This window comes from Streptomyces koelreuteriae (assembly GCF_018604545.1).
In the GTDB taxonomy this organism is placed as follows: Bacteria; Actinomycetota; Actinomycetes; order Streptomycetales; family Streptomycetaceae; genus Streptomyces; species Streptomyces koelreuteriae.
Genome location: NZ_CP075896.1, coordinates 7,108,544 through 7,133,613, shown reverse-complemented (window position 1 = coordinate 7,133,613; position 25,070 = coordinate 7,108,544). Strand labels below are relative to the sequence as shown.

At 71.6% G+C, this 25,070-nt stretch carries 23 protein-coding genes and 1 riboswitch; of the genes, 7 read left to right on the top strand and 16 right to left on the bottom strand.

The features are described from left to right. Positions 1–431: 431 nt before the first annotated feature. Positions 432–2,294, top strand: a complete 1,863-nt coding sequence (locus tag KJK29_RS32200; RefSeq protein WP_215124531.1) for an AAA family ATPase — start codon at positions 432–434, stop codon at positions 2,292–2,294. A 22-nt stretch (positions 2,295–2,316) separates the two neighbouring features. Here KJK29_RS32200 and KJK29_RS32195 read toward each other — a convergent pair whose 3' ends face one another. The 9 genes from KJK29_RS32195 to KJK29_RS32155 form a co-directional block, all read right to left on the bottom strand. Next, positions 2,317–3,393, bottom strand: a complete 1,077-nt coding sequence (locus tag KJK29_RS32195; RefSeq protein WP_215122675.1) for a hemolysin family protein — start codon at positions 3,391–3,393, stop codon at positions 2,317–2,319. After that, the gene (locus tag KJK29_RS32190; protein WP_215122674.1) at positions 3,390–4,724 is read right to left on the bottom strand and encodes a hemolysin family protein; all 1,335 of its coding nucleotides are present in this window, start codon (positions 4,722–4,724) and stop codon (positions 3,390–3,392) included. The genes KJK29_RS32195 and KJK29_RS32190 overlap by 4 nt, the downstream gene beginning before the upstream one ends. 246 nt (positions 4,725–4,970) lie before the next feature. Beyond that, positions 4,971–5,423: a PH domain-containing protein gene (locus KJK29_RS32185; protein WP_215122673.1), complete on the bottom strand. Its 453-nt coding sequence runs from the start codon at positions 5,421–5,423 to the stop codon at positions 4,971–4,973. Positions 5,424–5,436: 13 nt separating this feature from the next. Next, positions 5,437–6,285, bottom strand: a complete 849-nt coding sequence (gene hisG, locus KJK29_RS32180; protein WP_215122672.1) for an ATP phosphoribosyltransferase — start codon at positions 6,283–6,285, stop codon at positions 5,437–5,439. A gap of 56 nt (positions 6,286–6,341) precedes the next feature. Then, on the bottom strand, positions 6,342–6,614 hold the full coding sequence (locus KJK29_RS32175; protein ID WP_003988914.1) for a phosphoribosyl-ATP diphosphatase: 273 nt from the start codon (positions 6,612–6,614) through the stop codon (positions 6,342–6,344). Positions 6,615–6,648: 34 nt separating this feature from the next. Beyond that, on the bottom strand, positions 6,649–7,134 hold the full coding sequence (gene ribH, locus KJK29_RS32170) for a 6,7-dimethyl-8-ribityllumazine synthase (protein ID WP_215122671.1): 486 nt from the start codon (positions 7,132–7,134) through the stop codon (positions 6,649–6,651). 32 nt (positions 7,135–7,166) lie between these two features. Further along, the gene (locus tag KJK29_RS32165; RefSeq protein WP_215122670.1) at positions 7,167–8,456 is read right to left on the bottom strand and encodes a bifunctional 3,4-dihydroxy-2-butanone-4-phosphate synthase/GTP cyclohydrolase II; all 1,290 of its coding nucleotides are present in this window, start codon (positions 8,454–8,456) and stop codon (positions 7,167–7,169) included. Then, on the bottom strand, positions 8,453–9,094 hold the full coding sequence (locus tag KJK29_RS32160) for a nicotinamide mononucleotide transporter family protein (protein ID WP_215122669.1): 642 nt from the start codon (positions 9,092–9,094) through the stop codon (positions 8,453–8,455). The genes KJK29_RS32165 and KJK29_RS32160 overlap by 4 nt, the downstream gene beginning before the upstream one ends. Then, positions 9,091–9,708, bottom strand: a complete 618-nt coding sequence (locus KJK29_RS32155) for a riboflavin synthase (protein WP_215122668.1) — start codon at positions 9,706–9,708, stop codon at positions 9,091–9,093. Before KJK29_RS32155 ends, KJK29_RS32160 begins: the two co-directional genes overlap by 4 nt. Positions 9,709–9,855: 147 nt before the next feature. Beyond that, positions 9,856–9,986, bottom strand: a riboswitch (FMN riboswitch). Positions 9,987–10,242: 256 nt separating this feature from the next. Between KJK29_RS32155 and KJK29_RS32150 the strand changes: the two genes are divergently transcribed. Together KJK29_RS32150 and KJK29_RS32145 are read left to right on the top strand one after the other, a co-directional pair. Then, positions 10,243–11,130, top strand: coding sequence for an RNA polymerase sigma-70 factor (locus tag KJK29_RS32150; RefSeq protein WP_215122667.1), 888 nt, complete (start codon positions 10,243–10,245; stop codon positions 11,128–11,130). A 122-nt stretch (positions 11,131–11,252) separates the two neighbouring features. Beyond that, on the top strand, positions 11,253–12,029 hold the full coding sequence (locus tag KJK29_RS32145; RefSeq protein ID WP_215122666.1) for an SDR family oxidoreductase: 777 nt from the start codon (positions 11,253–11,255) through the stop codon (positions 12,027–12,029). Between the two features lie 70 nt (positions 12,030–12,099). Here KJK29_RS32145 and KJK29_RS32140 read toward each other — a convergent pair whose 3' ends face one another. Continuing rightward, a complete protein-coding gene (locus KJK29_RS32140) occupies positions 12,100–13,368 on the bottom strand; it encodes an ROK family transcriptional regulator (RefSeq protein ID WP_215122665.1) in 1,269 nt (422 codons plus the stop codon). Positions 13,369–13,525: 157 nt separating this feature from the next. On the opposite strand from KJK29_RS32140, the gene KJK29_RS32135 reads away from it, so the two are divergent. Beyond that, the gene (locus tag KJK29_RS32135) at positions 13,526–14,734 is read left to right on the top strand and encodes an MFS transporter (RefSeq protein WP_215122664.1); all 1,209 of its coding nucleotides are present in this window, start codon (positions 13,526–13,528) and stop codon (positions 14,732–14,734) included. A 119-nt stretch (positions 14,735–14,853) separates the two neighbouring features. Beyond that, a complete protein-coding gene (locus tag KJK29_RS32130; RefSeq protein WP_215122663.1) occupies positions 14,854–16,233 on the top strand; it encodes a uracil-xanthine permease family protein in 1,380 nt (459 codons plus the stop codon). Positions 16,234–16,265: 32 nt separating this feature from the next. On the opposite strand, the gene KJK29_RS32125 is transcribed toward KJK29_RS32130, so the two are convergent. After that, on the bottom strand, positions 16,266–17,396 hold the full coding sequence (locus tag KJK29_RS32125; RefSeq protein ID WP_215124530.1) for a glycoside hydrolase family 6 protein: 1,131 nt from the start codon (positions 17,394–17,396) through the stop codon (positions 16,266–16,268). Positions 17,397–17,571: 175 nt separating this feature from the next. On the opposite strand from KJK29_RS32125, the gene KJK29_RS32120 reads away from it, so the two are divergent. Then, positions 17,572–18,276: a DUF5995 family protein gene (locus KJK29_RS32120; RefSeq protein ID WP_215122662.1), complete on the top strand. Its 705-nt coding sequence runs from the start codon at positions 17,572–17,574 to the stop codon at positions 18,274–18,276. On the opposite strand, the gene KJK29_RS32115 is transcribed toward KJK29_RS32120, so the two are convergent. Beyond that, positions 18,273–19,970 carry a flavin monoamine oxidase family protein gene (locus KJK29_RS32115; RefSeq protein WP_215122661.1) on the bottom strand — a complete coding sequence of 566 codons (1,698 nt, stop codon included), beginning with the start codon at positions 19,968–19,970 and terminating at the stop codon, positions 18,273–18,275. The two genes, KJK29_RS32120 and KJK29_RS32115, sit on opposite strands and share 4 nt — an antisense overlap. Before the next feature lie 44 nt (positions 19,971–20,014). Next, positions 20,015–20,803, bottom strand: coding sequence for a carbon-nitrogen hydrolase family protein (locus KJK29_RS32110; protein ID WP_215122660.1), 789 nt, complete (start codon positions 20,801–20,803; stop codon positions 20,015–20,017). Between the two features lie 308 nt (positions 20,804–21,111). On the opposite strand from KJK29_RS32110, the gene KJK29_RS32105 reads away from it, so the two are divergent. Continuing rightward, positions 21,112–21,702, top strand: a complete 591-nt coding sequence (locus KJK29_RS32105; RefSeq protein ID WP_215122659.1) for a Repetin — start codon at positions 21,112–21,114, stop codon at positions 21,700–21,702. Here KJK29_RS32105 and KJK29_RS32100 read toward each other — a convergent pair. The 3 genes from KJK29_RS32100 to KJK29_RS32090 form a co-directional block, all read right to left on the bottom strand. After that, positions 21,677–22,822, bottom strand: coding sequence for an MFS transporter (locus KJK29_RS32100; RefSeq protein WP_215124529.1), 1,146 nt, complete (start codon positions 22,820–22,822; stop codon positions 21,677–21,679). The two genes, KJK29_RS32105 and KJK29_RS32100, sit on opposite strands and share 26 nt — an antisense overlap. 125 nt (positions 22,823–22,947) lie before the next feature. Next, positions 22,948–23,400: an Lrp/AsnC family transcriptional regulator gene (locus tag KJK29_RS32095; protein WP_003988931.1), complete on the bottom strand. Its 453-nt coding sequence runs from the start codon at positions 23,398–23,400 to the stop codon at positions 22,948–22,950. Positions 23,401–23,410: 10 nt separating this feature from the next. After that, a complete protein-coding gene (locus KJK29_RS32090; RefSeq protein WP_215122658.1) occupies positions 23,411–24,877 on the bottom strand; it encodes an amino acid permease in 1,467 nt (488 codons plus the stop codon). Between the last annotated feature and the right edge of the window lie 193 nt (positions 24,878–25,070).

Sequence of the window (25,070 nt, the reverse complement as noted above, 5' to 3'; positions counted from 1 at the left end):
TTGTGAAGGCGCTTGCGGTGCAACTTGCCGGAGTGCTTCAACTCGGCTTGACCGGTGGGCCGTACAGGACTTACGTTCTCAATGTGCGGCCATTCGGAGCCGCCCACAGACGCGAAGCCCCCGGTTGTTCCCCCGTGATCGGGGGCTTCGTTCTGTCTTCTTCCGTTTTTCCGGCCCTCGCGAGGCGCCGAACGCTCACACTCGGTCACCGTGCGTGGGTGGGCCACGTCCGCTCCCACCTCGGCGAACGGCCCGTGCGGCACTCTTCGAGGGCGCCGTCCCCGAAGGTACGATGCCCTCGTCGCGACCTACGGACGGTGGCTCCGCGCACCGCGCAACTCCGGTCCGTGGCACAGCGGTTCGAGCAGGGCAGCCGGCTGGGGGGACGGCTCGTTGGCATACCGACGGGGGCACGGTTCGTGGGGGACGTGATGGACTTCGGCACGCAGGGCCCGCAGGCCCCGGCCGACCTCGCCTGGCTGCGAGGCGTCGATGCCTACACCATGGGCGCCTATCCGCAGGCGGAGGAGGAGTTCCGCGCCGCCGTGGCGATGGACCCCGGAATGGCCGACGGCTGGCTCGGGCTGCACGCGCTGCGCGTCGACACGACGACCGCGCTGCTCAGGATGTTCCGGCACCGGGACCGCTTCGGGGAGCAGCGCTCCCGCTATCGCCGCACCCTCAACTCCTGGTACTGGTTGGGCTGGTGGGTGCAGCCCGTGCTGGAGAGCCCCCGCGACCTGCTGCTCGCGCACGCCTCGCACTGGCTGGACGGCCGCCATGTCCCCGAGCTGGACCGGGCCCTCGCCGGGCTGCCGCCGGTGGACACCGACGCCCAGGTCCGCTTTCTGCACGCCTGCCGCGCCTATCTGGTCAAGGACTGGGAGCAGCTGGTCCGCCACACCGACCCGCTCGTCGACGACCCGATGCTCGGCATCGAGGCGGGGCTCTTCGGCGGCATGGCCCGGGTCCGTCTGGAGATGTACGGCCAGGCCGAACCGCTGCTGTCCGCCGCGCTGATGCGCTGCCGCAGCGAGCAGCCCCAGCGCAAGGAGCTGCGCTACTGGCTGGCCCGGGCGCACGAGGGCACCGGCCGCAGCGCCGCGGCCCTCCCCCTCTACCGGGCCGTGCACCGCGTCGACCCGGCCTTCATGGACACCTCGGCCCGGCTCGCCGCGATCGCCGAGGGCGACGGGTACGACGACTCCACCGACCTCGCGGCGATCACGCTGCCGGGCCTCGGCCAGGACGCCGTGGACGGGCCGGACGGATTCGACCCGCTCTTCGGCACCGAGGGCCGTGACCTCAGGCTGCCCGACCTGGAGCCGCCTGCCTCCGCTCCCCTGCCGCCGGTGTCGGACCCGGCCGTGCGCGAGAAGTTCTCCCCGGCACCGTCCCTTCCGGCCGGGCCCACCGATCCGGCCTTACTGGAGGAGGCCCTCGCCGAGCTGGAGCGCATGGTGGGTCTGGAGCCGGTGAAGCGCCAGGTCAAGGCCCTGTCGGCGCAGCTGAACATGGCCCGGCTGCGGGCCGGTCAGGGTCTGCCGGTCCAGCCGCCGAAGCGGCATTTCGTCTTCTCCGGCCCCTCCGGCACCGGCAAGACCACGGTCGCCCGGATCCTCGGCCGCGTCTTCTACGCCCTCGGGCTGCTCGGCGGCGACCATCTCGTGGAGGCCCAGCGGGCCGACCTGGTCGGCGAGTACCTCGGGCAGACGGCGGTGAAGGCCAACGAGCTGATCGACTCGGCCCTCGGCGGCGTCCTCTTCGTCGACGAGGCGTACTCGCTGTCCAACTCGGGCTACGGCAAGGGCGACGCGTACGGCGACGAGGCGCTCCAGGTGCTGCTGAAGCGAGCCGAGGACAACCGCGACCATCTCGTGGTGATCCTGGCCGGCTACCCGGAGGGCATGGACCGCCTGCTCGCCGCGAACCCCGGGCTGTCCTCCCGCTTCACCTCCCGCGTCGACTTCCCCTCCTACCGTCCCCTCGAACTCACCGAGATCGGCAAGGTGCTCGCCGCGGAGAACGGCGACCTGTGGGACGAGGAGGCCCTCGACGAGCTGCGGTCCATCGCCGGGCATGTGGTCGACCAGGGGTGGATCGACGAACTGGGCAACGGGCGGTTCCTGCGGACGCTGTACGAGAAGAGCTGCGCGTACCGGGATCTGCGGTTGTCCGTGTATCCCGGGGTGCTGGGCAGGGAGGATCTGGCGACGTTGCGGCTGCCGGATCTGATGCAGGCGTACGGAGAGGTGCTGTCCGGGCGGGGCCCGCAGGCTCCGCCCGGACTGTGAGAAGCGGCGTGGGACGGCCTGCCTACGTCGCCAGCACTTCCTCGCCGGACCTCGGCTCGGTCAGCCGTACCTCGCGCACCTGGCGATGCGCGGGATCCCGCACCTCCCCCACCAGCAGCTCCAGTACGTCCTCCAGGGCAACAAGCCCCAGGACCTTCCCCGACCCGTCGGCCACCTGCGCCAGGTGCGTCGCGGCCCGACGCATCACCGTCAGCGCGTCGTCCAGCGGCAGCTCGGACCGCAGGGTCGTCATGGGCCGCCACAACTGCTGCGGCACGGCCCGGTCGGAGTGCTCCAGGTCCAGGACGTCCTTCACATGGAGATAGCCCATGAACGCGCCGGTCTCCGCAGCGACCGGGAACCGTGAGTACCCGGTCCGGGCCGTGAGCTCGACGATGCGCCCGGGGGTGACGGACGGACTGACCGTCACCAGGGACTCGCGCTTCAGCAGGACGTCCGTCACCGGGCGCGAGCCCAGCTCCAGGGCGTCCTCCAGGCGTTCGGCCTCCTCGGGGTCGAGCAGGCCCGCCTGGCCGGCGTCCTCCACCAGCCGGTTGAGCTGCTCACTGGTGAAGACGGCCTCGACCTCGTCCTTGGGCTCGACGTGGAAGAGCCGCAGGATGCCCTGCGAGACCGCGCCGAGAGCGGCGGTGATCGGCTTGCAGAAGCGGGCGAACCAGACCAGGCCGGGGCTGAGCCACAGCGCGGCCTTCTCGGGGGCCGCCATCGCCAGGTTCTTCGGGACCATCTCGCCGATGACGAGGTGGAAGAAGACCACCGCGGCGAGGGCGATGACGTAGGTCAGCGGGTGGATCATGCCGTGCGGCAGGTGCACCCACTCGAAGACCGGCTCCAGCAGATGCGCGACGGTCGGCTCGGCGACCGCGCCCAGGGTGAGGGAGCAGATCGTGATGCCGAACTGGGCCGCCGCCATCATCTGGGGCAGCCGCTCCAGGCCGTAGAGGACCTGCCGGGCACGTGCGGTGCCGAGCGGTTCGATCTGGCTGCGGCGTACGGAGACCAGCGCGAACTCGGCACCGACGAAGAAGCCGTTGGCGAGCACGAGCAGCGCGGCGAAGAGAAGTTGGAGCACGCTCATCGGACGGCCTCCACCAGGGCTGCCACCGGGGCCGTCCGCACGAGCCGGACCCGCTCCGCGCGGTAGTGGCCGACCTGGCGCACCGACAGCCGCCAGCCGGGCAGTTCCGCGCTGTCGCCGACGGCCGGGATACGGCCCAGCAGATCGGCGATCAGGCCCGCGACCGTCTCGTACGGGCCTTCCGGCACGTCGAGGCCTATGCGCCGCAGGATGTCGACCCGGCAGCTGCCGTCGGCGTCCCAGGCGGGCCTGCCGTCCTCCGGCGGTGCGGAGGCCAGTTCGGGCAGGTCGTGTCCGTCGTGCTCGTCGCGGACCTCGCCGACGATCTCCTCGACGATGTCCTCCAGCGTGACGACGCCGGCCGTGCCGCCGTACTCGTCGACGACGACCGCGATGGGCTGCTCGCTGCGCAGGCGGGCCAGCAGCGGCCGTACGGGCAGGGTCTCGGGGACGAGCAGCGCCGGGCGGGCGATGCGGCCCACGGGGGTGCGCAGCCGGTCCCGCACGGACACGGCCAGGGCGTCCTTGAGGTGGACCATGCCCACCACCTCGTCGATCTTCTCCCGGTAGACGGGGAAGCGGGACAGGCCCGTGGCGCGGGTCAGATTGACCACGTCCTCGGCGGTCGCCGAGGACTGCAGGGCGCTGACCTTCACGCGCGGCGTCATCACGTGCTGCGCGGTCAGCTCGCCCAGCGACAGGGTTCTGACGAAGAGGTCGGCCGTGTCCTGTTCCAGGGCGCCGGCCCGCGCCGAGTGCCGGGCCAGGGAGACGAGTTCGCCGGGGGTGCGGGCGGAGGCCAGCTCCTCGGTGGGCTCGATGCCCAGGGCGCGGACGAGCCGGTTCGCGACGGCGTTGAGGCCGGCGATGACCGGGCGGAAGAGCCGGGCGAAGACATGCTGCGGGCCGGCGACGAAGCGCGCGACCTGAAGCGGCCTGGACACGGCCCAGTTCTTGGGCAGGAGTTCGCCGATCACCATCTGCACGGCGGAGGCCAGCAGCATGCCGACGACGACCGTGACACCGGAGACGGCTCCCTCGGGGATGCCGATCGAGGTGAACGGGCCGTGCAGCAGCTCCGCGAGCGCCGGTTCGGCGAGCATGCCGACGACGAGGGAGGTGATGGTGATGCCGAGCTGGGTGCCGGAGAGCTGGAAGGACAGTTCCTTGAGCGATTCCACGACGCGGTGGGCGCGCCGGTCGCCCTCGGCGGCGGCCTTCTCGGCCTCGGGCCGCTCGACCGTCACGAGTCCGAACTCGGCCGCCACGAAGAATCCGTTGGCGAGAATCAGCAGGAACGCGGCTGCCAGGAGCAGCAAGGGGGTGGTCATGATGCCGCCGCCTCCGCAAAGTCGCGTACCTCGTAAGCGAGGTCCGCGCTATGTCGGCAGGGGGCGGCGCAGGTACTACAGGACGATCCGTCCATCGCCGGAGAGGGTCACTCCTCGGTTAGCAGGAGCCTCGGTGCACCGGGCGGGGCAGCAGAGGCGGAGGCGCATCCGTTCACGCCTCCGCCAACAGATTAATCAAGACACGGCCCGGTGCGGCAGTGGCGGCCGCCCAGTGGATTGCCCGATTCAGCTCTGATGCCGCTCTTCCGCCACGGAACGGGCCTCGGCGAGCGCCCTCAGGGCCCGGGCGTCGGCGATGGCCCGCTGCTTGGCGATACCGGGCTGAATGCCGAGGACAGGCAGGCTGGTGCCGTCGCTGAGGTTGAGGAACACCCAGGGGTCGCCGGGCCGGAGAGTGACCTGGAGGATCTCGGCCCACTCCAGCCGGCGCTTGTTCGTGAGGTTCACCACGGTGACCCCGGATTCGTCGGCGACGACCTTGGGCCGGGCCAGCAGGAGCAGCACCGCGTCCAGCAGCAGCGCCGTGACGACGAAGCTGAGGCGCTCGGCGGGGCTGAGCTGCTTCAGCAGCATCGCGACGGCCGTGATGACGACCAGGATCGCGACGGCGGCGGTGAGCAGCACCGCTCGGGTGCTGCCCGGCCGGAAAGTGACGGGCAGGGTGGGCAGGTCGGACATCGGTGTACGCCCCTCAGAGACGGCAGGCGTGGATGGCCGTGGTCAGGATGGCCCGGGCGCCGATCTCGTAGAGGTCGTCCATGATGCGCTGCGCCTCCTTGGCCGGGACCATCGCGCGGACGGCGACCCAGCCCTCGTTGTGCAGCGGGGAGACGGTCGGCGACTCCAGACCGGGGGTGAGGGCGACGGCCTTCTCCAGCTGCTCCACGCGGCAGTCGTAGTCCATCATCACGTAGGTCCGGGCGACCAGGACGCCCTGGAGGCGGCGCAGGAACTGCTGCACCTTGGGGTCGTCGGCGTCCGCGCCGGTGCGGCGGATCACGACGGCCTCGGACTTCATGATGGGCTCGGCGACGACCTCGAGGCCGGCGTTGCGCAGGGAGGTGCCGGTCTCGACGACGTCGGCGATGACCTGGGCGACGCCGAGCTGGATGGCGGTCTCGACGGCGCCGTCGAGGTGGACGACGGAGGCGTCGATGCCGTGTTCGGCGAGGTGCGCCGCGACGATGCCCTCGTAGGAGGTGGCGACGGTCTTGCCGGCGAGGTCCGCGAGGCCCTCGACGGTGCCGGGCTTGCAGGCGTAGCGGAAGGTGGAGCGGGCGAAGCCGAGCGGGAGGATCTCCTCGGCTTCGGCGCCCGAGTCGATGAGCAGGTCGCGGCCGGTGAGGCCGATGTCCAGCTGGCCGGAGGCGACGTAGATGGCGATGTCGCGGGGGCGGAGGTAGAAGAACTCGACCTCGTTGACCGGGTCGACGATCCGCAGCTCCTTGGACTCCCGGCGCTGCTGGTAGCCGGCCTCATGCAGCATCTCCGCCGCAGGGCCGGACAGGGAACCCTTGTTGGGGACGGCGATGCGCAGCATGAGGTCGGCTTCCTTTGCGTGGTGTCTTGACGGGAACGGGTGCGGCTGGCCGCGGCTTACAGGTGGGCGTAGACGTCGTCGAGGGAGATGCCGCGGGCGACCATCATCACCTGGACGTGGTACAGCAGCTGCGAGATCTCCTCGGCCGCCGCCTCCTTGCCCTCGTACTCGGCGGCCATCCAGACCTCGGCGGCCTCTTCTACGACCTTCTTGCCGATGGCATGGACGCCCTTCTCGACCAGCTCTGCGGTGCGGGAAGTGGCGGGATCGCCCTGGGCGGCCTTGTGCTGGAGCTCGGTGAAGAGCTCCTCGAACGTCTTCTTGGACATGGTGACGCCTAGCCTACGCGGTGTAGGGGGCGCCTCAGCGCCAGGGTTCGGATACCGAGCGGAGGGTGGCCGCGGTCGCGACCGCGGCCGTCACCGCCTCGTGTCCCTTGTCCTCGTTGGAGCCGGGCAGGCCCGCGCGGTCCAGGGCCTGCTCGTCGGTGTCGCAGGTCAGCACGCCGAAGCCGATCGGGACGCCGGTCTCGACCGACACCTGGGTCAGGCCCTGGGTCACGCCCTGGCACACGTACTCGAAGTGGGGCGTGCCGCCGCGGATGACGACGCCCAGGGCCACGATCGCGTCGTAGCCGCGGCCCGCGAGGACCTTGGCGACCACCGGGAGTTCCCAGCTGCCGGGGACCCTGAGCAGGGTCGGCTCGTCGATGCCCAGGTCGTGCAGGGCGCGCAGGGCGCCGTCGACCAGACCGTCCATCACCTTCTCGTGCCACTGTGCCGCGATGACGGCGACCCTGAGGTCACCCACATTACGTACGGACAGTTCCGGTGCACCCTTGCCGCTCACGTCTCTCCTCAGAGCCTTGTCGCTGTGCTGTCTTACTGGTTGCTGCAGGCCGGCACGGTGGTCGTGTCGAGCCAGGGCAGGTCGTGGCCCATCCGGTCCCGCTTGGTGCGCAGGTAGCGGAGGTTGTGCTCGCCGGCGCTCACGGGCATCGGCACGCGTGCGGTGACGGCGATGCCGTGGCGGACGAGCGCGTCGGACTTGTCGGGGTTGTTGGTCAGCAGCCGCACACCGTGCACACCGAGGTCGGCCAGGATCTGGGCGCCGGCCGCGTAGTCGCGGGCGTCGGCGGGCAGGCCGAGTTCGAGGTTGGCGTCGAGGGTGTCGCGGCCGCGCTCCTGGAGTTCGTAGGCGCGCAGCTTGGACATCAGGCCGATGCCGCGGCCCTCGTGTCCGCGCAGATAGACCACCACTCCCCTGCCCTCGGCCTGGATACGGGCCAGGGAGGCGTCGAGCTGGGGGCCGCAGTCGCAGCGGGCGGAGCCGAAGACGTCGCCGGTGAGGCATTCGGAGTGGACGCGGACGAGGACGTCCTGGCCGTCGCCGATCTCGCCGTGCACGAGGGCGACGTGCTCGACGCCGTCGACGGTGGAGCGGTAGCCGTAGGCCGTGAAGGTGCCGTGGGCGGTGGGCAGTCGGGTCTTGGCCTCGCGGCGGACGGTCGGCTCGCTGCCGCGCCGGTAGGCGATCAGGTCCTCGATGGAGATGATCGTCAGGCCGTGCTTGCGGGCGAAGGGGATCAGCTCGGGCAGGCGCAGCATGGTGCCGTCCTCGCCGGCGATCTCGACGATCGCTCCGGCCGGGCGCAGGCCCGCGAGGCGGGCGAGGTCGACGGCGGCCTCGGTGTGGCCGTTGCGGGTCAGGACCCCGCCGGGCCGGGCGCGCAGCGGGAAGATGTGGCCGGGGCGGACGAAGTCGTCGGGTCCCGTGACACCGTCGGCGAGCAGCTGGAGCGTGGTGGCGCGGTCGGAGGCCGAGATGCCGGTGCTCACGCCGTGGGCGGCGGAGGCGTCGACGGAGACCGTGAACGCGGTCTGCATGGACTCGGTGTTGTCCTCGACCATCTGCGGCAGGCGCAGCCGGTCGAGTTCGTCGCCCTCCATGGGGGCGCAGATCAGCCCGCGGCACTCGCTCATCATGAAGGCGACGATCTCGGGGGTCGCCTTCTCGGCGGCGATGACGAGGTCGCCCTCGTTCTCCCGGTCCTCGTCGTCGACGACCACGACGGGGCGGCCGGCCGCGATGTCGGCGATGGCCTGCTCGACGGGGTCGAGTGCGAAGTCCTCGATGTCGTCGGTGCGGTACAGGGTCGGTGCCGTGGTCATGCCGGCGCTCCTTCCAGAACGGGCCGCGCGTCCTTGCGGGAGCGCAGCCACCAGTCGCGCATGCCCCACAGGACGAGTGCGCCGTAGATGACGTAGACGAAGCCTGAGAAGGCGTAGCCGTTGGCGAAGTTCAGGGGCACGCCGACCAGGTCGACGAGCAGCCAGGCGAACCAGAACTCGACCATGCCGCGCGCCTGCGCGTACATGGCGACGATGGTGCCGACGAAGATGTAGGCGTCGGGCCAGGGGTCCCAGGACAGGGTCGGGTACGCCTTGAACAGCAGCGCCACCGCGACGGTGCCGGCGGCGGCCGCGGCGGCCATCGCCCCGCGCTCGCGCCAGGTGGCGAACCGTACGGCGATGTGACCGTCCTCGCCCTGCCCCTTGCCGCGCTGCCACTGCCACCAGCCGAACAGGGCGACGAGCATGACGACGGCCTGCTTGCCGGCACTGCCGGTGAGGTGGCCGTAGAAGGCGCCGAAGAGGATCAGGCCGGCCAGGAACTGCACGGGCCAGGTCCAGATGGAGCGCCGCCAGCCGAGGGCGAGGGCGGCCAGGCCGAAGAGATTGCCGACCATGTCCGACCAGAGGATGTGCTGGCCGAAGAGGGTGAAGGCCTCGGAGTTCAGCGAGTTCACTTGGCCGTCGCCCCTTCGGAGGAGCCCCGGTCACCCAGCATCCGCTCGACGTACTTGGCGATGACGTCCACCTCGAGGTTGACCGGGTCGCCGGGGCCCTTGTGGCCGAGCGTGGTCAGGGCGAGCGTCGTGGGGATGAGGCTGACGGTGAAGTAGTCGGGTCCGGCGTCGACGACGGTGAGGCTGATGCCGTCGACGGTGATGGAGCCCTTCTCGACCACGTAGCGGGTGAGGTCCGCGGGGAGGGAGATCTTCACGATCTCCCAGTTCTCGGACGGCTTGCGCTCCAGGACCTCGCCGGTGCCGTCGACATGGCCCTGCACGATGTGCCCGCCGAGGCGTTCGCCGACGGCCATGGGGCGTTCGAGGTTGACGCGGCTGCCGACCGCGAGGGCGCCCAGGCTGGAGCGGTTCAGGGTCTCGGCCATCACGTCGGCGGTGAACTCGTCGCCCTCGTGGTCGACGACCGTGAGGCAGACGCCGTTGACCGCGATGGAGTCGCCGTGCTTGGCGCCTTGGGTGACGACGGGACCGCGCAGGCGGAAGCGACAGGCGTCGTCGAGGGTCTCGACGGCCGTGATCTGGCCCAGCTCTTCGACGATTCCGGTGAACACTTCCCGGGTCCTCCTGCCACATCGGGGCACGGACTCCGGGGCTGTCGATGACGACAGATGTACGAGCAGAGACACCGGGGGCGACGCCGGACGGAGCCCGCCCCGAGGGGACGGACCTCTTCGGCGGCACGCACGTATGACTGCCCGCCGCGCACTGCCTCCCATCCGGACTTTAACCGTCGGTCCAGGAATTTCACCTGGTCAACCGATCGCTGGAGGCGACCGGGTCGCGGACTGTAACCGCCGGTTCGGACTTTCACCGACCCCGGAGTGCGCTGCTACTGGTACACGGCCAGTGTGCCACGCCTGATCGACGTTCAAAGAGGCGATCGGTGTGGGCTGCCTCACAGACCGTGGCGCCGTGCTCACCGGGATTGGTACGCACCTATTGACCGTGTGATCTAGTCCTTTCTAGGGTCGGGCTCCAGGGTTGGCATGCCCCCCCGTGACCGGCCCGGCGACGGTGACGACGGCCCTTGCCCGTCGCCGGGCCTTCCCACGCCGTGCGGACGGGGCTCTGCCAGGGTGAGCCCCATGACCACCACGATCGCCGACGAGTTCGAGGTCCACCGGCCCCGGTTGTTCTCGCTCGCCTACCGGCTGCTGGGCTCCGCCGAGGAGGCCGAGGACGCGGTCCAGGACGCGTATCTGCGCTACAGCGGCGCCGACCGTACGGGGATCGAACACCTGGCGGCCTGGCTCGCCAAGGTCGTCACGAACCTCTGCCTGAACCGGCTGACGTCCGCGCGCGCCCGGCGCGAGCGGTACGTCGGGACCTGGCTGCCGGAGCCGGTGGTCACCGGGGACGGCGCGCTCGGTCCGCTGGAGTCGGCCGAGCAGCGCGACGCCGTGTCGATGGCGATGCTGGTGCTGCTGGAGCGGCTCACCCCGACGGAACGCGCGGTGTACGTGCTGCGCGAAGCGTTCGGATACGGGCATCGGGAGATCGCCGGGGTCCTGGACCTGGGCGAGGCGAACTGCCGTCAGCTCTACCGGCGGGCGGTGCGGCGGGTGGGCGAGCCGCAGGCCCGTTTCGAGCCCGCGTCCGAGCAGCAGGAGGAGCTGGTCGCGTCGTTCATCACGGCGGCCCGCGAGGGCGACCTGGCCGGGCTGGAGAAGCTGCTCGCGGCGGACGCCACCTGGTGGAGCGACGGTGGCGGCAAGGTCACCGCGGCCCGGTGGCCGATCGAGGGCGGCCCCCGGATCGCCCACTTCCTGGCGGGCGGCGGCCCGAAGTTCACGGTGGGTCTGGACTTCGTGCCGGTCGAGGTCAACGGCGCGACGGGGCTGGCGACCTGGGCGGGCGACACGCTCGTCGGGCTGGCGGCGTTCGAGGTGCGCGACGGGCTGGTCATCGGGGTGCGGGCCGTGGTCAATCCGGAGAAGCTGGCGTTCGCACGGCGTCAGCTCGTCCGCTCGTAGGACCGTCGGGCCCGGTCGCGGGACGGCCGGGCGTGTCTGTCACATCCGGCGGGGGTGTTCGGTCTCAGTTGGCGAGAGGTGCTCCGGCCGGAGCGCCCGGGCCTTCGAAGGGACTGAACGGCATGACCACGATCCTGGTGACCGGTGGCACCGGAACACTCGGCCGGCTCGTCACCGAGCGGCTGCGCGAGGACGGGCACGAGGTGCGGGTGCTCAGCCGGCGCACCCAGCCGTACGCGGTCGACCTGAGGGAGGGCGGGGCCGCGCTGGACGCGGCCGTCTCCGGTGTGGACACCGTCGTGCACTGCGCGTCGGCGCAGAAGGGCGATGAGCAGGGGGCGGCGCATCTGATCAGGGCGGCGCGCGCGGCCGGGGTGCGGCATCTCGTCTACATCTCGATCGTCGGCGTCGACCGGGTGCCGTTCGGCTACTACAAGAGCAAGCTCGCCGTGGAGCGGATGGTCGAGCAGTCGGGGATCGGCTGGACCGCGCTGCGGGCGACGCAGTTCCACGACCTGCTGGTCATGATGCTGCAGGGGCTGTCGAAGCTGCCGGTCCTGTTCCTGCCGGCCGGTGTCCGGGACCAGCCGGTCGAGGTGGCCGAGGTCGCTGACCGGCTGGTGGAGCTGGCGGCGGGTGAACCGGCGGGGCGGGTCGAGGACATGGGCGGGCCGGAGGTCCGGACGTTCGAGTCACTGGCTCGCGCCTATCTGAAAGCGTCCGGCCGGCGTCGGGCGGTGGTGAACGTACCGCTGTGGGGAGCGGCGTACCGGGCGTTCAGGAGCGGGGGGCATCTGGCGCCGCAGCGGGCGGTCGGCACGGGGACGTTCGAGGCCTATCTGGAGGGGCGGTTCGGGGGCGGGCAGGTGCGGACGGGGAGCGGGAGGTCCCGGGCGTAGCGGGGATGCGGAAGCTCCCGGGCGCAGCGGGGATGCGGAAGGTCCGGGGCGTAGCGGGTACGCGGGCGCCCTACCGGCGCCGGATCGGCCGTTCCTGGGCGGTGAAGAGGTCGTCCTGGGCTCGGTCGCGGGCCGTGAGGAGGGCGCCGCGCAGGACGGCGTCGCCGCCCAGGGTGGTCGTCCGTACCTCCGTGGGCAGGGGCGATATCCGGGCGATACGGTCCTGGACCCGGCCGGCGAGTTCCTCGCCACCGGCCTGCCCGACCTCACCTCCGAGCACCACGCACCCGGGGTCCAGAATCGCCACGACCGAGGCGACTCCGACGGCGAGCCGATCGGCCAGGGCGTCGAGGAAACGGTGTTCGGGCCCGGGCGTCCCGTCCGGGCTCTCGGGCCGAGACCTCTCGCCCTCCGCCGCCCGCACCTGACCCACCGCACCCCGCACCACACCCACCGCCGCCCGTGCGACCCCCACCACCGACGGCTCCTGCCCCGGCTCCGCCGGAACCCCGTGCTCCGCCGCCAGCTCGACGACCGCGGACGACGCGGCCAGGCCGTGGAAGCCGCCCTCGCAGTCCGTCGCGGACGGCAGCGTGGTCGCGCCCGGGACCGGGAGGAAGCCGATCTCGCCGGTGCCGCCGGAGGCACCGCGGCGCAGCGCGCCGTCCAGGACCACGGCCGCTCCCGTGCCGTGACCCAGCCACAGCAGGACGAAGGTGTCCCGGTCCCGGGCGGCGCCGTCGCGCTGCTCGGCCAGCGCCGCGAGGTTGGTCTCGTTCTCGACGCTCACCCGCGCCTCGGGCAGCCGCTCCTGAAGGGCGGCGACCAGACGCCGGTGCCACTCCGGCAGCCCGGAGGAGTCACGGAGTTCTCCGCTGGCCGGGTCGATCAGGCCGGGCGCCCCGATGCCGACCGTGTGCAGCCGGTCGGCGCCGGCCTCCTTGACCACCCGCTCGACCAGCGCGACCGCCTGTTCCACGGCGGAACCCGTGGCCATGTCACCGCCGATGGGCACCGAGGCCTCGGCCAGGACCCGGCCCACCAGGTCGGCGACGGCCACGGAGACACCCTCGGTGCGTACGTCCAGCGCGGCGAGGTGCGCCCGGTCGGCGACGATGCCGTACACCTTCGCGTTGGGCCCGCGCCGCTGCTCCCCCGCCTCCCCGACGACCTCGATCAGTCCGGCGGCGGTGAGGCGTTCGACGAGGTCGGCGACGGTCGGCCGGGACAGACCGGTGAGCTGCTTCAACCGCCCTGCCGTCAGCGGGCCCTCCTGCTGGAGCAGACGCAGGGCGAGCCGGTCGTTGATGGCCCGGGCGGTGCTCGGGGATGCGGGCATGCCGGGATCCTTCCAGATCGGCGGGTCCGTCGGCCGTGGCCCGCCGGGAAACCCTCTTATTATCAGGCAGGGTTCCTGATAGTTTACGGCCGCACAGTACGGCCGCATGACGTGAGCGCGACAGAGACACGGCAGAGACCCGGAGGGGGACCGCAGAATGGGCAACGTGGTCGACGAACTGCGCGAGGTGAAGCGGTCCCGGTACGCGGTGGCCGCGGTCTTCGCCGTGCACGGCGCCGTGACCGGCTCGTTCGCCACCCGCGTGCCCTGGATCCAGGACCACGCGGGCGTGAGCGCCGGGCAGTTGGGGATCGCGCTCGCCTTCCCCGCGCTCGGCGCGTCCGTCGCGATGCCGCTCGCCGGCAGCGTCAGCCACCGGTTCGGTGCCCGCAACGCGCTGCGCGGGCTGATCGCGCTGTGGACGCTCTCGCTGGTCCTGCCGTCCCTCGCCCCGAACCTGCTCACGCTCTGCCTGGCCCTGTTCACGTACGGCGCGACGGCGGGCATGGCGGACGTGGCGATGAACGCGCTGGGCGTCGAGGTCGAGAACCGCCTCGGCCGGTCGATCATGTCCGGGCTGCACGGCATGTGGAGCGCGGGTGCCCTGATCGGCTCGGCGGCCGGCACCCTCGCCGCGCACCTCGGCTCGGACGCCCGGCTGCATCACCTGCTGGCCGCGGTGGTCCTCACCGTGATCGGCGTGGTGGCCTGCGGGTGGGTGCTCGATCTCCAGCCCGCCGAGGACGAGGAGCCGCCGCCGAGGTTCGCGCTGCCGCCCCGGTCGGCGCTGCTCATCGGCGCGATCGGGTTCTGCGCGGTGTTCGCCGAGGGCGCGAGCCTGGACTGGTCGGCGGTCTATCTCCGCGAGCAACTGGAGACCTCGGCCGGTCTCGCGGCGGCGTGCACGACCGGCTTCACGCTCACCATGGCCATCGCCCGGATCGCCGGCGACCGGGTCGTGGACCGCTTCGGTGCCGTGCGGACCGTACGGGTCAGCGGTGTGCTCGCCGTTCTCGGCGGGCTGCTGATCGTCGTCGCGGACCGTCCGGCGGTGGCCATGAGCGGGTTCGCGCTGATGGGTCTCGGCATCGCGGTCGTCGTCCCGCTGTGCTTCGCGGCGGCGGGCCGCAGCGGCTCGAATCCGAGCCTGGCCATCGCGGGCGTCGCGACCATCACCTACACCTCGGGCCTGATCGCGCCGAGCGCGATCGGCATGCTGGCCCAGGCGACCAGCCTGATGGTGTCGTTCTGCCTGGTGACGGTGTTGTCCGGCGGTCTGGTGGCGTTCGCGCGGGTGCTGCGCCCGGGCGACCGGGCGAAGATCAGCCGGCCGGAGGCGGCGGCGGTTCCCGACCCGCGGCCCTGAGCGGACGCCCGGCCCGGAGGGACACGCGGACGCCCTGATCCGCCCCGGTCACCGGCATCGTCGGCGCACCCGGACAATGGTCCGGATACGCACACGCACGACGAAAGCGAAACCGCACCATGGATCTCGGCGTCCGCTGGAAACTGCACGGCGACGGACGCACCCCGGCGCCCGGCGCGGTGGTCCGCCCCGACGAGCGGCTCTCGTGGCCCCGCACGGCCGGGCTCGGCGCCCAGCATGTGGTGGCCATGTTCGGGGCGTCCTTCGTGGCTCCGGTCCTGATGGGCCTGGACCCCAACCTCGCGATCATGATGTCGGGCGTCGCGACCGTCGTGTTCCTGCTGGCCACACGCGGCCACGTGCCCAGCTACCTGGGCTGCTCGCTGTCCTTCGTCGGGGTGGCGGCGGTCATCCGCGCCCAGGGCGGCAGCAGCGCCACCGTCACCGGCGCGGTCTTCGTCGTCGGCGTCGCGCTGTTCCTGGTGGGGCTCGCCGTGCGGCGGTTCGGGGCGCGGATCATCCACGCCACGATGCCGCCGATCGTGACCGGCGCCGTGGTGATGCTGATCGGCTTCAACCTGGCCCCGGTGACGGCCTCGACGTACTGGCCGCAGGACCAGTGGACGGCCCTGCTGACGATGCTGTTCACCGGTCTGGCGGTCGTCTGTCTGCGCGGTTTCTGGTCCCGGATCGCGATCTTCCTCGGGCTGGTCTTCGGGTACGGCATCTCCTGGTTGTCCGACCTGGTCTTCGGCAAGATCCACTCGGCGGACGCGAGCGGCAAGGTCACCGACCACTGGCGGCTCGACCTCTCCGGCGTGGGCCAGGCCGACTGGATCGGGCTGCCGACGCTGCACGGACCGTCCTTCGAGTGGTCGGCGATCCTGGTCGCCCTGCCGGTCGTCATCGCGCTGGTCGCGGAGAACGCCGGGCATGTGAAGGCGGTCGGCGAGATGACCGGCGAATCGCTGGACGACAAGCTCGGCACGGCGATCTCGGCCGACGGCGTCGGCTCGATGCTGTCCACCGCGGTCGGCGGCCCGCCCAACACCACGTACTCCGAGAACATCGGCGTGATGGCGGCGACCCGCGTCTACTCCACGGCCGCCTACTGGGCCGCCGCCGGCTTCGCCCTGCTCTTCGGCGTCTGCCCGAAGTTCGGCGCGGTCGTCGCGGCGATCCCGGGCGGGGTGCTCGGCGGCATCACCGTCATCCTGTACGGCATGATCGGCCTGCTCGGCGCCCAGATCTGGCTCAACGCCCGGGTGGATCTGCGCAATCCGCTGAATCTGGTCCCGGCCGCTGCGGGCATCATCATCGGCGTCGGCAACGTCACCATGAAGTTCACGGACACCTTCTCGCTGAGCGGCATCGCCCTCGGCACGATCGTCGTCATCACCGGCTACCACGCCCTGCGGGCCTTCGCCCCGGCCCATCTGAAGACGCAGTCGCCGCTGCTGGACGAGGGCACCTCGGCCTACGACGAGGGCAAGCCGTAGCGCCCTGCGGCGGGGCGAGGTCGTAGTGCGTCCTACGGGGAGGCCAGCTCGTACGCGTACGACGCCGTGAACGTCCCCGGCCTGCCCTTGCAGCCGTCCGATTCCCCGGGCAGCTTCACCCACAGGTAGGCGTCGATCCGGGCCTCGCCGGTGCCGAGGGTCGGGGTCCGGCCGAGCTTGCGGCCGGACGGATCGCACCACTCCCCGTCGGCCGGGGCGCCGTTGCCGTTGCGGCTGGTGTCGATGACGGCGCCCAGGCTCGCCGGGCCGCCGAGGGCGTCCAGGACCCGCCGGTCGTAGGCGACCTCGTCGGCCGTGGTGTGGAAGTTGGAGACGTTGCTGAAGATCCCGTCGGAGGACTCGGGCGAGGCGGCACCGGCCTGCCGTAGCCATGCCGCCTGCCTGCCGGGCGCGTTCCAGCCCGAGTGTCCCGCGTCGAAGTAGACGCGTGCCCGGGGGTTGGCGGCCTTCAGGACACGGCCGGCCCGGGCCAGTGAGGCGAAGCGGTCCGCGCGGTCGCCGGCGGAGAGGCACTCGGTCTGGGCGACCGAGTCCGGCTCCAGGACGACGATGACCTCGCCGGAGCCCAGCCCTGCCGCGAACCGGTCGATCCAGTCGTCGTACGCGTCCAGGTCGGGCGCCCCGCCCTGGGAGTGGCCTCCGCAGTCCCGGCCCGGTATCGCGTACGGCACGACGACGGGCACCCGGCCCTGCACCGCGCCGCCGGACGTCACCGCGGCGACCCGGGCGGTGAGCGTGTCCGGGGAGTAGTCGGCGAACCAGACGGCGGCCGGCCGCTCGGCTATCCGGGAGGCTATGACCGCGTGGCGCGGATCGCCGTCGTGGGCCCGGATCCAGTCGAGCACCTGGGAGTCGGGGTGGCGGTAGAGCCGACCGGTCACGGCACCGGCCGCCTTCTGCTTCTTGGTTTCCGTCCTCGGGGATGAGGGCGCGGGGGCGGCGCTCTTCGTCGAGGACGGTGCGGGCGAGGCGGAGCCGGAGACCGACGGGGACGCGGACGGCACCGCGGGCAGGGGCGCGAAGCGGGGCGAGGCGGAGACCTCGGGAGTCCGGGCCTCGTCCGAGGACCGCCGGTCGTCGACCGCGGAGAGCGCCCCGGCGACCACGCCGGCCGCGACCACGACGGAGGCCGCCACGACCATGGCGCCGCGCCGGGCGGCGCGCCTGCGCTCGGCCCTGCGGGCGGCCAGGCGCTGGGCACGTAAGCCTGACACGGTGCTGCTCCCCCTCCCCCTGCGGCGGGCGGCGTTCCCCCGTTTCGGGGAAGCGCCGGGCCAGCCGGTACTCCCGCCAGCCTAGAGCTGGGACTCTGCCCGCATGCCGCAATGCGAACAAGTCCCCTCAGCCGTGGACACTCCGGTCGACGGAGTCATCTCCCGGATGCGCGCCCTCGATGCGGCCCTGCACCCCCGGGACGGGGTGGCGGTCTTCAACCGCGTCTACCTCGCCGTGACGGAGGCGGTGGACCGGTGCATCGACACGGGGCGGTTCGCGGACCCGCATGCCGCGATCACGCTGGACGTACGGTTCGCGGAGCGGTACCTGGAGGCCGTCGAGGCGGCGGCCGGAGACCGGCGTCCGCCCGCCTGCTGGCGGCCGTTGTTCCAGTTCCGCCGCCATCCCGGGGTACGGCCCTTGCAGTTCGCCCTCGCGGGCATCAACGCGCACATCGGGCACGATCTCGCGCTGGCCGTCGTGGACACCTGCCGTACGCTCGACTGCGCACCCGCCGAGCTGGAGGACGAGTTCGACACGGTGGGCGATCTCCTCGTCTCGCTGGAGGAGCGCATCCGCGAAGATCTGATGCCGGGCCCCGATCTCCTCCAGATCGCGGACCCGCTGACCCATCTGCTCGGCTCCTGGAGCCTGGACCGCGCCCGGGACGCCACCTGGACGGCGGCCCGGGCCCTGTGGGCACTGCGCGGACTCCCCGACGTGGCCCAGGAGTTCACCGAGCACCTGGACGCGGCGGCGGGCCTCGCGGGACGCATGCTGCTCACGCCCCTGCCCGAGTACCCCTAGTCCTCCGGCAGTTCGACGGGCGCGATCTCGTCATAGACGTCGCCGGGCCCCGGGTTGGTCGGGTCGGTCGTGCCGCCGAAGTGGTGCATGACGCCCCAGACCGCGTTGAGGGCGGTCTGGACGGCTCCCTCGGCCCAGCCGGCCGTCCAGGAGATGTCGTCGCCGGCGAGGAAGATGCCGCGCTTGTCCTCGGGCAGCTCCTCCTGCATGAAGTGCGTGAACAGGCGCCGCTGGTAGCGGTAGTGGCCGGGCAGGTTGGCCTTGAACGCGCCCATGAAGTAGGGCTCGTTCTCCCAGGAGACGGTCACCGGGTTGCCGATGATGTGCTTGCGGATGTCGACCTTGGGATAGATCTCGCCCAGCGACTTCAGCATGACCTCCATCCGCTCGTTCGCGGACAGCGGCAGCCACTTCAGGCTGTCGTCGCACCAGGTGTAGGAGAGGCAGATGACGGCGGGCTTGTCCGGGCCGTCGTCGAGCAGGTAGGTGCCGCGCGTCATACGGTCGGTGAGCGTCATCGACATGACGTCCCGGCCGGTCTCCTCGTCCTTGTCCAGCCAGAAGGGCCGGTCCACGGGCACGAAGAGCTTGGAGCTCTCCATGTAGTGGGTCCGCTCGATGGCCGTCCAGTGGTCGATCGGGAAGAGCGAGTCGTCGCAGTCGATCTTCGACAGCAGCATCCAGGACTGGGCGGTGAAGATCGCCGTCCGGTAGGTGCGGATGTCGCCGCGCGCGTCGGTCACCGTGATGCGGTTGCCGGCCGTGCGGTGCAGCCGGGTCACCGCCGGGCGGGGCTCGCCGCCCTCGTGCAGGCTCGCGAGCGAGGTCCCCTGCGCCCAGTGGACGATCTTCGCGGGCTCGCGGTCCCAGAGGCGCAGCGGCAGCTGCTGGGAGCCGCCGACGATGCCGCGGTGGTGGTCGTCGGCCTCGGTGTAGACGACGCGCAGGATCTCCAGGATGGAGTTGGGGAAGTCGGTGTCCCAGCCGCCCGTGCCGAAGCCGACCTGGCCGAAGATCTCGCGGTGCCGGAAGGACTTGAAGGCCTCGGAGTCGCAGAGGAAGCCGTAGAAGGTCTGGTTGTCGAGCTTCTCGACGAGGCGCGACCAGATCTCACGGATGCGCGGGACGTCCCGCTCGCGCAGGGCCCGGTTCATGTCGGAGAAGTCGGCGCCCTCCTCCAGGCACCGGTTCCACGCCTCGGCGACGTCCCGGTAGACCTGGGGCAGGTCGGCGACCGTCTCGGCGTAGTGCGACTCGCCCTTGAGGTCGACGACGGTCGACGGGGTCGCCTCCGCGAGGGGGTTGGGGAAGGACTGGGTCTGCAGGCCGACCAGGTCGATGTAGTGCTGGAGCGCCGTGGACGACGGCGGGAAGCGCATCGCGCCCATCTCGGCGGTGAGGGAGTCGTCGCACCCTTCGAAGCCCACCGTCCGCAGCCGGCCGCCGATCTGGTCCGCCTCGTACACGACCGGCTTGAGGCCCATCTTCATCAGCTCGTACGCGGCGACGATGCCGGACAGACCGCCGCCGATGACCGCGACCTCCGTGCCGTGCTCGGTCGCGGGTATCTGCCCGAGACCCGCCGGGTGGGCGAGGAAGTCGTCGTAGGCGTACGGGAAGTCCGGGCCGAACATGGTGATCGGCTGCGCTTGCGCGTCTGCGTGCTCGACGGCGTTGGGCACGGTGGACGTCATGGGGTACGGACTCCTTGCAGAAGAGACAGGCAGGTGTGGGGGGATCAGGCGAGCGACCCGTAGAGGCCCGGGCGCCGGTCCAGCAGATACGGGTTGGCCTCGCGGGACGCGGCGAGGAAGGCCGGGTCGGCGTCGGCGAGGACCAGTTCCTCGCCCCGTCCGGCCCGGGTGCGGGCGACCCCGTCGGGCCCGGCGAGCGTGGACAGCCCCACGAACTCGAACTCGCCTTCCCGGCCGACCCGGTTGACGTACGCGACGTACATCTGGTTCTCGAAGGCACGCACCGGGATCACCGACTCGGCGACGAACTGGAACGGGTGCATCTGCGCCGTGGGGACGACAAGCAGGTCGGTGCCGGCGAGGGCGTGGGCGCGGACGTTCTCCGGGAACTCCACGTCGTAGCAGATCAGGATGCCGACGCGCAGACCGTCGATCTCCGCCTGGACGACGGGCTGGTCCCCCGGGGTGAAGTGGTCGCGCTCGAAGCAGCCGAAGAGGTGGGTCTTGCGGTGGTTGGCGAGACGGGTGCCGTCGGCGGAGATCAGCTGGGCCGAGTTGAACACGGCGTCGCCCGCGCGCTCGGGGTAGCCGTAGGCGATCGCGAGGCCGTGGGCGGTCGCGATCTCGGCGACGGCGTCCGCGCAGTCCCCGTCGGCGGGCTCGGCGAGGCGGCCGATGTCGTCGCCGATCGCGTACCCCGTCAGGAACATCTCCGACGTGACGAGCAGCCCGGCGCCCGCGGCGGCGGCCCGGCCCGCGGCCTCGTCGAGGACCTTGAGGTTCTCGACGGTGGAGCCGGGGCTGCCGGAGCTCTGGAGCAGGGCGGTGCGCATGCGTGTTCCTCACCGGGACGCGGGGGGATTTCGGGGGCCTGATAGACGGTACGGTCGGCGGGCTCGGGCGGACAAGGAGCAGCCGTTGCGCGCCGATGAGCTGATCATTGCGTCCCTCCGGGGGCCGACGGCGATTCGTTGCACGCCCCGCGGTCGTACGTCCTGTCATCCCCTGGGCGCAGGCCCGTGCGGTACTCCCCGCCGGGCGGCGGAGGCGGGGTGACGTCCCCGGAGCGATGTGGCGCGGGCACCGTGCCGGGACAGTGGTGTGCGTTCCAGCGACCAGCACCTCTGCGGAAAGGACCGCCATGAACCGCCGTACGAAGACCGCCGTGTTCGGCGCCGCGCTGCTGCTCACCGCCACCGCCGCGGCGGCCTCCGCCGCCGCGTCCTCCGACTCCGGGTCCTCACGCACGGGGGCCTCCCACTCCGGGGCCTCCGGCTTACCGGCGCAGGCCCGTGAGGCCGCCGCGCTCACCGGCGAGGCGAAGCTGCACCGCTCGGCCGGGGACGACATCACCTTCTCCTTCGACGCGCATCTGGCCGCGAAGGACAAGGCCGACCCGATGAAGGCCACCGGCACCTTCGAGTGGAGCCACTATCTGAACGGCGAGGGCGCCCGGGCTAAGGCGAAGGTGGACTGCCTGCTCACCGGCGGCAAGGTGGCCGTCGTCTCCGGTGTCATCACCTCCTCCGACCTGCCCGGTGCGAAGGGCAAGCGGGTCGGGATCACCGTGCACGACCTCGGTCACCGCGACCGGCTCGGCTACAGCTGGGCCTCGACGGGCACCCCGGTCGAGACGAAGGGCCTGCCCAAGTGCGTGGGCTCGGCGCCCTTCGAGAAGGTCAAGAAGGGGACCGGCGACTTCTCGGTCACCCCCTGGCAGCCCGACCTCTAGCGGCCAGGAGCAGCGCGGTCACCAGGTACGGCACGGCGAACCACACGAAGGCCGTGCCGTGGCCGGTGGCCGTGCCGAGGGCCCCGTAGCCGACGTACACGGCGACGGTGGTCAGCTCCGTACCCAGCCCGGCGACGGAGGTGAGGGTGGCCCGGCCGGAGTCGTCGATGCGCTGCTGGAGCCGGGCGTCGGCCAGCACGCTCGCCGCCTGGAAGCCGCCGAAGGCGAGCGCCACGAGGGCGATTCCGGCCACGGTGCCGGCACCGGCACCCACGGCCAGGGCGAGTGCCGCGCCCGCGAGCAGCGCCGCGAGGCCCTTCGTACCGAGGCGTTCGCCCGCCCCGGCCAGCAGTCCTCCGGCGGTGGCGCCCGCCCAGATCAGCAGGAGCAGGTAGGGCACCAGCGCGTCGGGGACACCGGTGTCCCGGACCAGCAGCGGCGTGTACTCGTCGAGGGCGCCCCACACGGCGGTGACGGCCGGGACCAGCAGGATCGCTCCGCGTACGGACCGGTCGGCGCGGGCCTCGGCGAGCCCGGCCCGCAGGGTCGCGGTCCAGCCGTCCCCTCCGGCCGTCGGGGTCCGGTGTTCGGGGAGCCGGGTCGCGGTCGCCGCTGCCAGCAGACAGACCAGCACACTGGCGGCGCCGACGGCGGTGTGGCCGCCCCAGGCGAACACGGGTCCGGCCAGTCCCGTCGCCGCCATCACGGCCAGCAGGCCGGCCGCACGGGCCCGGCCCATGACACGGGCGTAGCGGCCGGCCGCGCCGAGCCGCTCCAGTTCGTCGTAGACCAGCGCCTCGCAGGCACCGGAGGCGAGGGCTCCGCCCGTGCCCCACAGCACGAAGCCCAGCGCGAAGGCGCCGTACGACGGGAAGAGGGTCCACAGCGCGAAGCCGGCGGCCGTGAGCAGCGGGCCGATCCACAGCAATCGGCGACGCGACACGGCGTCGGCCCAGGCGCCGGAGGGCACCTCCAGCAGCACGCCGGTGATCGACCACAGGACGAACAGGGAGGAGATCTGCCACACCGACAGCCCGGTGTCGCGGAAGAGAAGCGCGTACACCGGGTAGAGCAGGACGAACTCTTCGAGGAACGCGTAGCCGTACAGCGTCCGGGTCAGCCGACGGACACCGGACGTACGGCGCTCACGGCGCCCAGGGCGCTCCTCGGAGGAAGCGGATGGAGATCAATGTCGCCAGGCCATGACACCGATGGTAGGCCGGTCGGGCCGATCACGCCGCCGGATTACGTGGGCGATCCCGACGAGAAGCGCCGCAGCAGCGGCGACAGCACGAGCACGGACTTGGTCCGCTCGACGAACGGCTCCCCGGCGATGCGCTCCAGGACCCGTTCGAAGTGCCGCATGTCGGAGGCGAAGACCTGGGCGATCGCGTCCGCGTCCCCGGTGACGGTGGACGCGGCCACGACCTCCTGATAGCGCTCCAGGCCCCGCTGAATGGTTTCCGGGGAGGTGTTGCCCCGGCAGTAGATCTCGACGAACCCCTCGGTCTCCCAGCCGAGGGCACCCGGGTCCACCCGGACGGTGAAGCCGGTGATGGCTCCGGTGGCGCGCAGCCGGTCCACGCGCCGTTTCACGGCGGGAGCGGACAGACCGACGATCTGGCCGATGTCGGCGTAGGAGCGGCGGGCGTCCTCGGCCAGGGCGTGCACGATGCGTTCGTCGAGATCGTTCAGCACAGTGGGTTGATCACTTTTCGGATGGTGCGAGTCGGGAACGGCGATAGCCGTACCCGAAGTAGAACACGAGCCCGACGGCCATCCAGACACCGAAGACCACCCAGGTCACGGCCGAGAGGCTGCCCATCATCCAGATGCAGAAGCCGAAGCCCAGCGCCGGCATGACCGGGGAGAGCGGCACCCGGAAGGTGCGGGGCATGTCCGGGCGGGTCCGGCGCAGGACGACGACGGCCACATTGACGAGCGCGAAGGCGAACAGGGTGCCGATGCTGGTGGCGTCGGCGAGTTGCCCGAGCGGGATCGCGGCGGCGAGAACACCGCAGAACAGCGACACGATCAGGGTGTTGGCGCGGGGGGTCTTGGTCTTCGGGTGGACCTTGGAGAAGACCTTGGGCACCAGCCCGTCGCGGGACATGGCGAAGAGGATGCGGGTCTGGCCGTAGAGCACGGTCAGGACCACGCTCGCGATGGCGATGACCGCGCAGAAGGCCAGCAGCGTGCCCCAGAAGGTCTGCCCGGTGACCTCGCGCATGATCTGGGCGAGGGCGGCCTCGGAGTCGGTGAAGTTCTTCCAGGGCTTGGCGCCGACCGCGACGGCGGCGACGAGGACGTACAGCGCCGTGACGATGACCAGCGACAGCATGATCGCGCGGGGCAGGTCGCGCTGGGCGTTCTTCGCCTCCTCGCCGGCGGTGGAGGCGGCGTCGAAGCCGATGTAGGAGAAGAACAGCGTGGCCCCGGCGGCGCTGACGCCCGCCATGCCGAGCGGCATGAAGTTCTCGTAGTTGCCGGAGCGGAAGCCCTGGACGCCGATGGCGCAGAACATCACCAGCGCGGCGATCTTCACGATGACCATGACGGTGTTGGCGCGGGCGGACTCCTTGGCGCCGCCCAGCAGGAACGCCATCGCGAGCAGGACGACGATCAGCGCGGGCAGGTTGAACACACCGCCGTCGCCGGGCGGCGCGGACAGGGCGGCCGGGATGGTAACGCCTATGGTCCCGTCGAGCAGTTCGTTGAGGTACTCGCCCCAGCCGACCGCGACGGCGGCGACGGACACGCCGTACTCCAGGACCAGGCACCAGCCGCAGACCCAGGCGATCAGCTCGCCCATCGTTGCGTACGCATACGAGTACGAGGATCCGGCGACCGGGATGGTGCCGGCGAGCTCGGCGTACGACAGGGCCGAGAACAGGGCGGTGAGGCCGGCGATGACGAAGGACAGCGTGACGGCCGGGCCCGCCTTGGGCACGGCCTCGCCCAGGACGACGAAGATGCCGGTGCCGAGGGTGGCACCGATGCTGATCATGGTGAGCTGCCACAGGCCGAGGGAGCGCCGCAGCGACCCTCCCTCACCCTGGCCACCCTCGGCGACCAGGCTTTCCACCGGCTTGCGACGCATGAGGCGCGCACCGACGCCCCGGGCGGGCGGGGCGGTCTGACTACTGCTGTGCGGGGGTGCGCCTTGGTCGAGCACGCGCTGGCTCCTTCATCGCTGCCGGTCAGGGCGGCAGGGGCCGGCGGCACCTCTGGAGCAGAGACCCACCGAGCGGGGTCCCTGCCACGCCACGTACGAGGCGACAGCCTACGAGGATCGGCGTTGCTGGTGAAATGCAGCAACCTTGCGCACCCTCGCAAGATCGTTGCGTTCCTGGGGGCTCGGTGGATGT